Here is a 12,919-nt window from a genome sequence, read left to right as displayed (position 1 = left end):
GTTGCCTATGTAAACCGAATAATTTGAAATAAGCAAATAACAACTTTCAATTCTTACACAAAACTAAAAACATGAAATTAGATATACTAGCCATAGGGGCACATCCAGACGATATAGAATTAAGTTGCGCTGGAGTTTTATTGAAAGAACAGGCCGCAGGAAAAAAAACAGGAGTATTAGATTTAACAAGAGGTGAGTTAGGTTCAAGAGGTAGTGCCGAAATTAGAGACCAAGAAGCAGCTGATGCTGCAAAAATCCTTAAACTTTCAGCTCGAGAAAATCTAGCTTTTAAAGATGGATTTTTCACTAATGATGAAGAACATCAGCTAGAAATTATTAAGATAATTAGAAAGTATCAACCTGAGATAGTTCTTTGTAATGCCATAAAAGATAGACATCCAGATCATGCAAAAGGATCTGAATTAGCTAGTGTAAGCTGTTTTCTTTCTGGACTAAAACGTATTGAAACCTTTCTAGATGGTAAAAAACAAGAACACTGGAGACCTAAACATGTTTATCACTACATTCAGTGGTTGGACTTAGAGCCTGATTTTGTTGTCGATATATCTGGATTTATTGATGGGAAAATGGCCGCAGTTCAAGCTTATGGAACACAATTTTACAATCCCGATGACAAAGGCCCTAAAACTCCTATAAATTCTAAAAACTTCTTAGAATCGATTAAATACCGTAGCGCAAATATGGGTAGAATTATAGGAACAGATCATGCTGAAGGCTTTACAACCGAAAGACATCCTGCGGTCAACAGCCTTTTTGACTTAATATAAATAAATTGAAAAAAAACACTTTTTCTATTTCCAGTTTTAAGAATTGTATTAAATTTGCAACCGCTTTACGCGAGTGGTTGAATTCTTGAGATCCACTTCAAAAAACTCACATTGATATGGTGGTTGTAGCTCAGTTGGTTAGAGCGCTGGTTTGTGGTGCCGGAAGTCGCGGGTTCGAATCCCGTCTTCCACCCTAAAAGTCCTAGAGAAATCTAGGACTTTTTTTATTTTTAGTTATCTACAAAACTGAGAAAACATATGGAAACTGACCTTTTTTAATAGCCCTTTATTCGTTCCCATAAGTCTGACATAAGCTTTTTTGCATCTCTCGTATTCTTTTTAGTTTCAGTAAAAGTGACTGTTCCAGATTCATCTACTTCAATCAAATATTGAAATACAAAATCTTGTGATTGTGGTACAGTACTTAATAGACCAAACCTGAGGTCGTTAAAATAGAGTTGGTTTTTCTTTTTTGTTATAGTAAACCAGTTTTCTGAATTGATAATCATGCGTTGTACTTTCTTATTGTTAATGAGATCGCCTAACAATTTGTGGTTTTTAGGATAGGTTTCAAAAGTGATGGGTTGTGTATCAAAAAAAGAATAATCTGCCAGTAGATAAGCGTCTTCCACCTCTACATTTGCGTTCCATAAAATGGTATTTAAAGCGGCTGGTCTGGTATCAATTTGACGGTATTCTATATTTTGATTTGCTAAAGCACTTTCAAATTGAGAATATGCTGCCCATTTTAAAAAGCAGGTAATTACTAGATAAGAAGAACTTACTATCAATCCCATTTTATTATAAAAAGCTCTTTTCTTCTCCGTTCTTTTTTGTATCATCGCAAGTATCAAGAAAACTATGAATGGCAACGTGTATAACGGATCAATAACAAATATCGTTTTAAAAGCTAGCCTTAAATCAATTGGCCAAAACAACTGTGTGCCCCATGTCGTATAAGAATCTAAAATAGGGTGCGTTACAAATGCCCAAAAGAACAACCACGACCAACCCTTGAAATCTTTATATTTCTCATATCTAGAAACGACCCAGCCGAAAATGGGCGCAAATAGGACTGAGAAAACTATAGAATGCGTAAAGCCACGATGGATAGCTAGTGCAGTAACTGTATTTGTAAAGTTAGATGCTAAAACATCTAGATCTGGAAAAGTACCAGCTATAGCACCATATAACATCGCCTTATTACCAACTTTTCTCCCCAAAACAGCCTCTCCAACTGCTGCTCCCAATACGATTTGTGTTAATGAATCCATTTTGTGAAATTAATACTTCGTATTGAAAAAACCCTTTCAATTTAGACTCAGAAACTTAGCACATAACCAACCACTAAGATTGACATAATGTCTTTCGTAAATTCCCATAGTTAATGATCATGTCCACCAGATTCTCCTATTAAGTTAAAAGCTCCTTTTGTTAGGAATAACGCCTTTCTATCCAGCTCATCTCCTACAATGGGGATAAATTTCTTAAAAATATCTCCTGTATCTACTTCAATCTGTTCAAAATAGTAGCCTTCATCTGTTTTCTCATGTAGTAATAAGACAAAGCTATCTTCTTCTATTTTTGCAATAGCTGTTTCTGGTAACGCTTTCGCGAAAGCGGACTCCACAACAATATCAGCATCTACAAACATACCTGTTAGAAAGTTTACTTGTTCTTCATTTTCTAGGTGACCATGAACTTTAATAGTGCGATTAGATTCTATAGAAGTACCTATTAAATGTACATCTGCATGATAGGTTTCTTGAGAGGATTCTGGAATTTTAAAAAGAATAGGCTGCCCTTTTTTTAATTTGAGAATATCCTTTTCAAAAATCGATAATTCTAAATGAAGATGGTCGTTGTCAATAATTTCTAAAATAGGAGTTGCGGGCGATACGTAGGTTCCCATCGTGACATTTACTTTAGTAATACTTCCTGAAATAGGAGCATAAATAGAGACTATGGAAGTAATGTTTCCTGCCTCAACATTAGCAGGAGAAATATTCAACAATTGTAATTGTTTACGCAGTCCATTGTAACTGGCTTGGGCTTTTTTATAGTTGCTTTGAGCTTGTAAAAAGCTTTTTTGAGAGGTGATATTTTCTTTGCGCATGGTTTCATGTCTCTCAAATTCTACTTGTAAATAGTTGAGCTGCTCTTTTACTTCCATATATTCTTGTTGAACTTGAACAAATTGCGGATTCTCAATCGTTACCAGTACTTGACCTTTACTCACTTCATCACCTATGAGCAATGGAGTAGTTTTGATGTAACCGCCCATTGTTGCATTTACCACAGCCCTATTTTCTGGAGGAACGTCTATCATTCCCGTTGTTTTTACAGTAATAGGAAACGGTTTTTCTTCCATACTTCCCAATGTCATTTTGCTACTCTCAAATTGAGCGTTAGAAACAAAAATGAATTCTTCTTCATGATCATCATCAATTGCTTGAGATGCTTCTTGTTCGGTGGCTTGATTGCCACAACTTATAAGTGTTAAAAGTAAACTCGTTACTGCGATAATATTGATGATACGTTGCATATAATTGTATTTATAAAGTCAAGTAGTTAATAGCTATGACGGTATTATTGTATTGATGGAGTTGTTTTAAATAATCTAATTTGATCTCATAAGCACCTTCTAAACTCTGGATGTATTGGTAAAAGTCAATTTCTCCATTTCTAAAACTACCATTAGCAGTTTTTAAAATCTCGTCTGACAAGGCAGCACCTTCTTCTTCATAATAAGAAAGTGCTTTATTAATTTGATTGCGCTCTATAGTAAGAGCTTTAAACTTTGCGTTTAGTTGGACTTCGTATTCATTATATTCTTCTGTAACTGCTTCTTGAGCAATTCCAGCTGCTTTAATTCTAGCAGATTGACCACTAAATAAAAGTGGGACTTTTAAACCAACTTGAACACCATACAAACTACCACTCACACCAGAATTAGTTCCTTGAAAATAATTTAAACTTATATCTGGCAAAAGCTGTTTCTTTTCGAGATTCTGTTGGGCTTCTTGCATGGCTACTCTATTACGGTAATAATCTAACTCTACTGTTGACGAGACTTCTATCCTATTCATTGGTATTTTCAGATTCGATTCTTTTTCTAAAATCAAACTATCAGAAGACTGAACTATATTTTCTAGCTCATTATAAGTTAAAGCTACATGCTGCTGTGCTTCTTGGTATTTAATACTGATTTGTTTTTGTTTAGAAGCAGCTGTAATCTTCTCCAGATAATTAGTCTCGCCTAGTTCAAACTTTCTAGCAGCGATGCGAGCAAAATTTGAATACAAACTATCCAACGTTTTTAAGACCGTTTGTTCTTCTCTAGCGATTTGATATTTATAATAAGCATGTGTCACTTTACGCTCCACTCCTTTTTTGTAAATACTACTAGCACTAGTTACTAATGCGAGGTTTGCTTTATTTAATCTTTTCTGAGAGCCATAAACCGTAGGGAATTTAAAGTCTTGCTGGATCCCAAAAACACGAATAGGTTCATCATTTACAAGAGCCAAATTATTTTCATCAAAGTGATAATAGATTTCAGTTTTATCAAAGTTGTAGGCACTATTCACTAACTCACTGGATTGATCTACTTGCAGTTCTTGAGCTTTAATTCCTGAATTATTTTCTAATGCTAACGGAATCAACGTTTCTAAATTCATAGGTTGTTGTGCCTGTGCTTGTATTATTCCTAATAGAATTAAAATACCTAAAGCACCCAAATTCTTTTTATTTGACATCACTTTTTCTTTTTTAGGTGTATTGAAATAAGCATACAAAACTGGTAGTACCACTAAGGTTAAAATGGTAGCCGTGATTAATCCTCCTATGACAACGGTCGCGAGTGGTCGTTGTACCTCTGCTCCTGCATTGGTAGAAATAGCCATAGGCAAGAATCCTAAAGCTGCTGCAAGTGCAGTTAACAATACTGCACGCAATCGATCTTGTGTTCCTTGTTTGATAAGGTCTATGATGTTATTAAAATTTCCTTCTTTTTGTAATTCTTTAAAATGCTCTATCAGTACAATACCATTCAAAACAGCAATTCCAAAAAGAGCAATAAAACCAACTCCAGCAGAAATACTAAAAGGCAAATCTCTAAACCATAATAACAACACGCCACCAAAAGCTGCTAGAGGAATGGCTGAGTAAATCATCAACGCTTCTTTAACCGATTTAAATGCAAAATACAGCATCACAAAAATCAATATCAACGCGATAGGAACAGCTACCAATAATCGTTCCTTCGCGCTTTCTAGGTTTTCAAACTGCCCACCATAAGTAATGTTGTAACCTATTGGTAATTTCACATTCTCCTTAATCAAGCTTTGAACTTCATCCACAACCGATTGTAAATCGCGATTACGCACATTAATTCCTACTACTATCCTACGTCGTGTGTCGTCACGAGATATTTTGGCCGCTCCTTTTTGATACGTAATATCAGCTAGTTCTCTTAATGGTACTTTACCACCATCTGGCAAATCAATAAATAGATTTTTGAGATCATCGATATCATTGCGTTTTTGTTTTGCTAATCGCAATACTAGATCAAATCGTTTTTCACCTTCAAAAACACTACCTGCATAACGACCAGCAAAACCCATGGCGATCATATCATTGACATCTTGGATATTAAGTCCGTAACGAGCGATTTTTGTTCTATCAAAATTGACATTCATTTCTGGAAGCCCGGCAATCTTTTCTACAGATATATCTGCAGCTCCGGGAACATTTTCAATGAGTTCTCCTATCTCATTTCCTTTTTGGGCAAGAATATCAAGATCATCACCGAAAATTTTAATGGCGATATCTGCTCGCACACCTGTGATCAATTCATTGAATCGCATCTCAATAGGTTGTGTGAATTCTACTTCCATTCCTGGGATTATGGCCAGTGCTTCTTTAAATTTATCTGCAAGCTCATCTTTTGAAGATGCTGAGGTCCATTCACTTTTAGGCTTCAAAACAATTATAACATCACTTTCTTCCATCGACATAGGATCTGTCGGGACTTCTGCAGCACCTATTCTGGTAACTACTTGGTTGACTTCTGGAAACTCTTTAAGAAGTATTTTCTCAATTTCGGTAGTGATTGCTACAGTATTGCTAAGGGACGTTCCTGTTTTTAAAACTGGTTGAATTACAAAATCACCTTCATCTAATGTCGGTACAAACTCGGCACCCATGGTAGCAAATAAGTAAATAGAACCTGCTAGCAAAAGAGTTGCCACAGCAAGTACGAATCGTTTGCTGCGCAAGGCCCAATCTATGACTGGTTCATATAATTTGTTGAGCCATTTTACTAGGCGTACCGATATATTTTTATCTGTCGCTGTAGATGGTTTTAAAAATAAAGATGCAGCTACAGGAACATAAGTAAAGCACAACAGCATCGCTCCTACTAGTGCAAAACTAAATGTCAAAGCCATAGGTTTAAACATTTTCCCTTCTACACCAGATAAAGATAAAATAGGAATGAATACAATTAGAATAATGATCTGACCAAAAATCGCCGAATTCATCATTTTTGATGCACCATTGAATGTAATGGTGTCTTTTATTTTCTGTTGTTCCGCTTTCGCGAAAGCGGTATTCTCATTATTATAAACAGTGTTGATCTCATCCTTGTTTTTTGTCATTTGAAAAGCAATGAACTCTACAATTATTACAGCTCCATCGATAATGATCCCAAAGTCAATCGCACCAAGACTCATCAAGTTTGCGTCCACTCCAAAAATGTACATCAACGATAAAGCAAATAATAAACACAACGGAATAACTGATGCTACCACGAGTCCTGAACGCCAGCTACCTAGCAATAGAACTACAATAAAAACAACGATCAAACATCCTAAAATGAGATTTTCTGAAACGGTAAAAGTCGTTTTTGCAATTAGGTCACTGCGGTCTAAAAAAGCATTGATATAAACGCCTTCTGGCAATGATTTTGAAATAAGTGCTACACGTTCTTTTACTGCTTCAATGACCTTTTTAGAATTGGCATCTTTAAGCATCATTACCTGGCCCAGCACTTTTTCGCCTTCGCCATTTCCTGTTATGGCGCCAAAACGCGGTGCATTGCCGTAACTTACCGCTGCAACATTCTTTATATAAATAGGGAAATTATCTTCATTCTTGACCACGATATTACCGATGTCCTCAAGAGATGAAATAAGTCCTTCACCACGTATAAAAAAGGCCTGGTTTACCTTTTCAATATAACTACCACCAGAAATACTATTGTTCCTTTCTAGAGCGGTAAAAACATCTTGCGCGGTGATATCCATCGCATTTAATTTCTCAGTATCAATAGCAACCTCATACTGTTTTAAAAATCCGCCCCAAGTATTTACCTCAACAACACCAGGAATTCCTGAAAGCTGTCGTCGTACTACCCAATCTTGTATAGTTCTTAAATCCTGTGGTGTATACTGGTCTTTAAACTCTGGTTTTACGTCTAGGATGTATTGATAAATCTCTCCTAGTCCTGTGGTAATCGGCCCCATTTCTGGGGTACCAAAACCTTCAGGAATTTTCTCTGATGCAGATTTGATTTTCTCTGCAATGAGCTGACGAGGTAAATAGGTTCCCATATCATCATCAAAAACGATAGTTACCACAGACAAGCCAAATTTTGAAACAGAACGTATCTCTTGAACGCCTGGTAAATTTGCCATTTCTAATTCTACTGGATAGGTAATGAATTGCTCCATATCCTGTGTAGAAAGATTAGTTGACGTCGTGATTACCTGTACCTGATTATTTGTTACATCAGGAACGGCACCTATAGAGATTTGAGATAAAGAATATAAACCAAACCCTATGATAGAGCTTGTAAACAAAAGAACAAGAAACTTATTCTTTATGCTGAAATTGATAATATATGATAGCATTTTTCATTAATAATAAACGTGTGATGCCTACCATTTTACAAAAGCAAAAGGCAGCTAAAAATTAAATACGGTTATTTTATGAAAAACGTGGAGGCTGGAATGGTCCTTCTGAATGAATGGATGACGAAGGTTCTTGATAAAAGAAATGGTCTTTTCTCAATTCTAATAATTCTGGAATATGGTAATCTTGTTTTTGTGTATGTAAAACAAATACAGTTACAGAGGCTATATGAGAACAGTTATTGTGATTGAATGGCAACTCTTCATGGTCTTCCTTTTCTTCCTGATGTTCTTTATCATGGTCTGCTTTTAATTCACCATAATGTTTTGAAATAAAAACAAACACGTTGTCACCATATTGTTCACTATGATATTGTGCATGCTCTATAAATTCATCCATTTGAGCTACATCAGCAACACTTATCCCAAAACTTTGTAGTAGGATAAAAAGAGATAATGATATGGAAAACAAATTACTCATATGGTAAAAGTATTAAATAAATTGCGATAGTTTGGTGTCTAAAGTTACATAACTTAGTATGGTTTCTTTGAATTTAACGCTTTCGCGAAAGCGAAACAGACAAAATCCTTAAACCTATTTACTAAGTTTCAAGAAGTGATACTACAATTATGACATGATTTAATTAGTTGGAAACAAACTAAATTCGTATTCTATATTGATTTTAAAATTTTAAATGAAAGCCAACCTTGTACAACAAAATAGAGTAATGAAAGTAAAGCGTTTTTTCAGGTATTTGATCAAGCATCCTTTTAAGTCTATGGGCTTTTTAATTCTTACTGGGTTTGTATTTGTAGGATTGCTTTTCTTAGGAACTTATGCAGGGCTATTCGATCATGTACCTAATAAAGAAGAGCTGACAAAATTAGAAAATCCAGTCACGTCTACTGTTTATGGAAGTGATAGCAAGCCAATAGCATATTTCTATCTACAAAATCGAAGTAATATTGATTCGTTAGAATTAAATCCATATCTGATACAAGCGTTAGTTGCCACAGAAAATGTGCGGTTTTATGAGCATTCTGGTATTGATTATAGAAGTTATGGATGTGTTTTTGTGAAATCTATACTGATGCAACAGGGAAAAGGTGGCGGCAGTACGATCACCCAACAAATTGCAAAGAATATTTTTGGCAGGAAAGAAATGTGGTTATTGAGTACGCCTATCAATAAAATGAGAGAACTAATTATCGCAAAGCGATTAGAAAGTATTTATACAAAGGAAGAGTTGTTATTGCTCTATTTCAACACGGTTTCCTTTGGTGAAAATCTCTACGGAATTGAGAAAGCCTCTCAGCGGTTTTTTAGTAAAACGCCTTCAAAATTAAACCTATCAGAATGTGCAACATTAGTAGGTGTTTTAAAAGCACCTACATATTACAATCCGCGTAGAAACCCTAATAATTCTACTAATCGCAGGAACGTAGTTTTACAACAAATGGTAAAAAATAATGCTATTACCCAAGAAGAAGCTGATGCTGCAAAAACCGAAATTGTATTAAAATATAGTCCGGCACAAAAAAATTCTTCATTTTCTGGTTATTATAAAAATTATATTAAAGAAGAATTAAAACTTGGGCAAATTCAAATCCAGGACCTGATGGATAAATTTATGATCTAGAAATGGACGGATTAAAAATTTATACTACTCTACAACCGAACATTCAAAAATATGCAGATAAGTCTATGGAGCGCCAGATGATAAGACTTCAAAAATTAATGGATAAACACTGGACTATCAAAACTACCGAAGGCGGAAAAGAGGTGTTTATTGAAAAACTGATGACTATTCAACCGGTGGTAAAAAACATGGTTTCAAATGGAAAGTCAGAAGAAGAAATCAAACAATATCTTCAAAAAACAAAAGCTGGAAAATATTGGGAAATAGGAAGAGGTTTTGAGTCCCGTAATCAATCTGTTGAAGATAGTATCATAAGTTCTATGGTGCGATTACACACAGGTATTCTTGCTATGAACAGCCGTAATGCTGCTATTTTAGGATATTTGGGTGGTATAGATTATGGTTTTTCTCAAATAGATAATATAAAAGTAAAGAATCAAGTAGGTTCTATTTTTAAGCCTATTACTTATATTTAACCGCTTTAGATCAAAGTATAGATCCTTGTGATTTTTATGATAACTCTTTACGTACATATAGCAAGTATGAAAACTGGCAGCCCAAAAATAGTAACAGCAAATATGGCGGTAGTTACAGTTTACATGGAGCGCTAGCTAATAGTGTAAACACAGTTGCTGCTAGTTTGCAATTGCAAGTAGGAGTTTCTAATACCATTAAAAAGGCAAAGAAAATGGGAATTGTCTCTGACATTCCAGAGGTTCCTTCTATTGCTTTAGGAACTGCAAATATTAGCCTTATAGAAATGATGACTGCTTATGCGAGTATATCCAATGGCGGCAACTCGATAAAGCCATATATGATTCAAAAAATAACGGATCAAAACGGTACTATTTTGTATCAAGCAAAACCTAAGTATGAAGGTTGTGTGGCTAGTTCTCAAAGCATCAAAAACCTTCAACAAATGATGGGGAAAGTTTTAATCGATGGAACTGGTGCTGGATTTAGTAATTATGCTATTCCTTTTAATATCATCGGCAAAACAGGAACCACTCAAAATAATAGCGATGGTTGGTTTATTGCTGCATCGCCAGAGATAGTTATTGGTTCTTGGGTTGGTGCTCGCGATAAACGTGTTCATTTTGAAAGTACCTCGATGGGTAGTGGTGCAAATACTGCAATGCCCATGGTAGCGTCTATATTTAAAAGTCTAAGCAGTTGGAAGAAACCTTTACTGACAGATTTTGAATATGAGAGACCTTACTTCCCTTCTCCAGGTTTCAGTGAAAGCACTTCTGTAGAATCTACTAACTTTTATAAAAATGATACGACGTATCTAGAAAGTTTACGAATTAGAGATTCTATACTCGCAAATCCTACAGTACAATTAGATAGTATTGTTATAGATACTATTTCTGGTCTAAAACCACTTGAGTCTTTACTTAAGGAATAGCATATTAAATTATCCTGATTTATAAATGTTGTAAGAAATACATGCATACATTAAATAAGACAATAGCAATTCACTGTCTTTTATGCATTACTGTAACCTATGTTACTAATAAAGTTTTGTTTAGGTTTTAATTTTATCCTGTTCAATTTATAAAACATACCAAAATGAAAGTAGAGCAAATTTATACAGGATGTATTGCACATGCAGCATATTATATTGAAAGTAATGGCGTTGCCGCAGTTTTTGATCCATTAAGAGAAGTACAACCCTATCTAGATCGTGCACAAAAAGATGGGGCAAAAATTAAATATGTATTTGAAACACATTTTCATGCAGATTTTGTGAGTGGTCATTTAGACTTACAAAAGAAGGCTGGAGCAGAAATCGTATTCGGTCCTGGAGCAAGCCCTGCTTATGACGCAACTACCGCGGTAGATGGTGAGGTGTTTGAAATCGGTGATTACAAGATTAAAGTAATTCACACACCTGGTCATACTATGGAAAGTACGACTTACCTTCTAATTGATGAAAATGGTAAGGAACACGGTATTATTACAGGTGATACTCTTTTTATCGGTGACGTAGGTCGACCAGATCTTGCACAGCATGTCGTTTCTGAACTTACCGAAGAAAAACTAGCAGGACATCTTTATGATTCCTTGAGAAACAAAATAATTCCTTTAAGTGATGATTTGATTGTATATCCTAATCATGGTGCAGGATCTGCTTGTGGAAAAATGATGAGTAAAGAAACTACAGACACTTTAGGAAATCAGAAGAAGACCAATTATGCCTTACAGAATATGACTAAAGAAGAGTTTATTAAAACACTTCTTACAGGTTTAACTGCACCACCTAGCTATTTTCCTCAAAATGTTTTAATGAATATCAAGGGTTATGAAAGTCTGGATACGGTAATGGATAGAGCAACAAAACCGCTTAATCCTATTGAGTTTGAATTATTAGCAAATGAATCTGGTGCACTTATGTTAGATACTAGAGATGCCAGTGAATTTGCAAAAGGTTTTATTCCTAATAGTATCAACATAGGACTAGAAGGTAATTTTGCCCAATGGGTAGGAGAAATGATACCTGATGTTAAACAAGAAATCCTTTTAATTACTGATGCAGGTAAAGAAGAGGAAGCAATTACTAGGCTGTCTAGAGTAGGTTATGATCATACTATTGGATACTTAAAAGACGGATTTGCTTCATGGAAAACCTCTGGAAAAGATATGGAAACTGTAAGCAGAATATCGCCACAAGAATTTGAAAAACAATTCAATACTAAAAAACCTTTAGTGATTGATGTACGCAAGAATAGTGAATATCAATCTGAGCATGTTATAGATGCAGTTAATATACCGTTGAATGAAATTAATCAACATCTAGCTCAAATACCTAAAGACCAACCGTTCATATTGCATTGTGCTGGTGGATATAGAAGTATGATTGCCTCTTCCATACTAAAACAAAGAGGATGGAGTGATTTTGTAGATGTTATAGGTGGCTTTAAAGAGATATCTGAAACAGGAGTTGCAAAAACGGAATATGTTTGCCCTACTACTCTATTGTAATATTATTTTTAAACATAATTACGACGCCTAATTAATAATAAATTGGGCGTCTTTTTCAAAGAATTATAAGTACTTATATCACTTATAAGCTTCACAAATTAAAATGAAATTAATACTAATACTTATGTCATTCTTATCCTCATTATTCGGTTCCAATGCACAAAAAAATGATACTATAAAAATTCTAGATCCATCTGCATTTAAAACTGCTATTCATTCTAAAGATGTTCAATTAGTAGACGTGAGAACACCTAATGAATTTAATGGTGGTCACATTGAAAATGCTGTCAACATTGATTTTTTTAATCAAAGTGATTTTATATCGGCCGTTAAAAAGCTAGATAAAGAAAAGCCAGTCTATGTGTATTGCAGATCTGGTAATCGCAGTCAGAAAGCGGCTCACCAATTAGATAGTCTCGGTTTTAAAAAGATATTTGATCTTAAAGGCGGTTATTTAAATTGGTAATCTAAACCTGTTTTCATTATTTAAATTAAGGATGATCGTTTGGGTCTTTCTTTTTTGTTACGCTTTCGCGAAGGCGTAACATTAATTATAGATTCTTTCTAAAAATCTTCTGTTGTGTAACATAGG

The 12,919-nt window shown here is 34.8% G+C and carries 10 protein-coding genes and 1 tRNA gene; 7 read left to right on the top strand and 4 right to left on the bottom strand.

The genetic code is table 11. The annotated features are described in order from the left end of the window. The first annotated feature begins 71 nt into the window (after positions 1-71). Positions 72-788, top strand: coding sequence for a bacillithiol biosynthesis deacetylase BshB1 (bshB1, locus tag ACTF54_RS10725; protein ID WP_347196734.1), 717 nt, complete (start codon positions 72-74; stop codon positions 786-788). A 118-nt stretch (positions 789-906) separates the two neighbouring features. Beyond that, positions 907-982 (top strand) — tRNA-His (locus ACTF54_RS10720). 81 nt (positions 983-1,063) lie between these two features. Here ACTF54_RS10720 and ACTF54_RS10715 read toward each other — a convergent pair. From ACTF54_RS10715 to ACTF54_RS10700, 4 genes are all read right to left on the bottom strand, one after another. Continuing rightward, positions 1,064-2,062 (bottom strand): metal-dependent hydrolase, encoded by a 999-nt coding sequence (locus ACTF54_RS10715; RefSeq protein WP_438969328.1) that lies wholly within the window; start codon positions 2,060-2,062, stop codon positions 1,064-1,066. 110 nt (positions 2,063-2,172) lie between these two features. Beyond that, positions 2,173-3,333 (bottom strand): efflux RND transporter periplasmic adaptor subunit, encoded by a 1,161-nt coding sequence (locus ACTF54_RS10710; protein ID WP_347196732.1) that lies wholly within the window; start codon positions 3,331-3,333, stop codon positions 2,173-2,175. A gap of 10 nt (positions 3,334-3,343) precedes the next feature. Then, entirely contained in the window at positions 3,344-7,702 is a 4,359-nt protein-coding gene (locus tag ACTF54_RS10705) for a CusA/CzcA family heavy metal efflux RND transporter (RefSeq protein WP_438969327.1), read from the bottom strand. A gap of 76 nt (positions 7,703-7,778) precedes the next feature. After that, positions 7,779-8,183 carry a hypothetical protein gene (locus tag ACTF54_RS10700; RefSeq protein ID WP_438969326.1) on the bottom strand — a complete coding sequence of 135 codons (405 nt, stop codon included), beginning with the start codon at positions 8,181-8,183 and terminating at the stop codon, positions 7,779-7,781. A gap of 214 nt (positions 8,184-8,397) precedes the next feature. Here ACTF54_RS10700 and ACTF54_RS10695 point away from each other — a divergent pair, with 214 nt between their 5' ends. The 5 genes from ACTF54_RS10695 (at position 8,398) to ACTF54_RS10675 (ending at position 12,793) form a co-directional block, all read left to right on the top strand. Then, complete coding sequence (locus ACTF54_RS10695; RefSeq protein WP_438969325.1) at positions 8,398-9,342, top strand: transglycosylase domain-containing protein; 945 nt, start codon at positions 8,398-8,400, stop codon at positions 9,340-9,342. 2 nt (positions 9,343-9,344) lie between these two features. Continuing rightward, positions 9,345-9,818 (top strand): hypothetical protein, encoded by a 474-nt coding sequence (locus ACTF54_RS10690; protein WP_438969324.1) that lies wholly within the window; start codon positions 9,345-9,347, stop codon positions 9,816-9,818. A 17-nt stretch (positions 9,819-9,835) separates the two neighbouring features. Next, positions 9,836-10,750 (top strand): penicillin-binding transpeptidase domain-containing protein, encoded by a 915-nt coding sequence (locus ACTF54_RS10685; RefSeq protein ID WP_438969364.1) that lies wholly within the window; start codon positions 9,836-9,838, stop codon positions 10,748-10,750. 164 nt (positions 10,751-10,914) lie between these two features. Further along, entirely contained in the window at positions 10,915-12,327 is a 1,413-nt protein-coding gene (locus ACTF54_RS10680) for an MBL fold metallo-hydrolase (RefSeq protein WP_347196727.1), read from the top strand. 103 nt (positions 12,328-12,430) lie between these two features. Then, positions 12,431-12,793: a rhodanese-like domain-containing protein gene (locus ACTF54_RS10675; RefSeq protein ID WP_438969323.1), complete on the top strand. Its 363-nt coding sequence runs from the start codon at positions 12,431-12,433 to the stop codon at positions 12,791-12,793. The last annotated feature ends 126 nt before the right edge of the window (positions 12,794-12,919 follow it).

The organism is Nonlabens sp., from assembly GCF_965657255.1.
Taxonomy (GTDB): domain Bacteria; phylum Bacteroidota; class Bacteroidia; order Flavobacteriales; family Flavobacteriaceae; genus Nonlabens.
Note: the sequence above shows the minus strand (reverse complement) of the source record. Positions and strands in the feature narration are given on the sequence as shown.

What these genes read in the sequence shown, in the direction of transcription:
- ACTF54_RS10690 (WP_438969324.1), top strand. Translation starts at nt 9,345, where the DNA reads ATGGACGGATTAAAAATTTATACTACTCTACAACCGAACATTCAAAAA.
- ACTF54_RS10700 (WP_438969326.1), bottom strand. Translation starts at nt 8,183, where the DNA reads ATGAGTAATTTGTTTTCCATATCATTATCTCTTTTTATCCTACTACAA.
- ACTF54_RS10680 (WP_347196727.1), top strand. Translation starts at nt 10,915, where the DNA reads ATGAAAGTAGAGCAAATTTATACAGGATGTATTGCACATGCAGCATAT.
- ACTF54_RS10675 (WP_438969323.1), top strand. Translation starts at nt 12,431, where the DNA reads ATGAAATTAATACTAATACTTATGTCATTCTTATCCTCATTATTCGGT.
- ACTF54_RS10710 (WP_347196732.1), bottom strand. Translation starts at nt 3,333, where the DNA reads ATGCAACGTATCATCAATATTATCGCAGTAACGAGTTTACTTTTAACA.
- ACTF54_RS10705 (WP_438969327.1), bottom strand. Translation starts at nt 7,702, where the DNA reads ATGCTATCATATATTATCAATTTCAGCATAAAGAATAAGTTTCTTGTT.
- ACTF54_RS10715 (WP_438969328.1), bottom strand. Translation starts at nt 2,062, where the DNA reads ATGGATTCATTAACACAAATCGTATTGGGAGCAGCAGTTGGAGAGGCT.
- bshB1 (WP_347196734.1), top strand. Translation starts at nt 72, where the DNA reads ATGAAATTAGATATACTAGCCATAGGGGCACATCCAGACGATATAGAA.
- ACTF54_RS10695 (WP_438969325.1), top strand. Translation starts at nt 8,398, where the DNA reads ATGAAAGCCAACCTTGTACAACAAAATAGAGTAATGAAAGTAAAGCGT.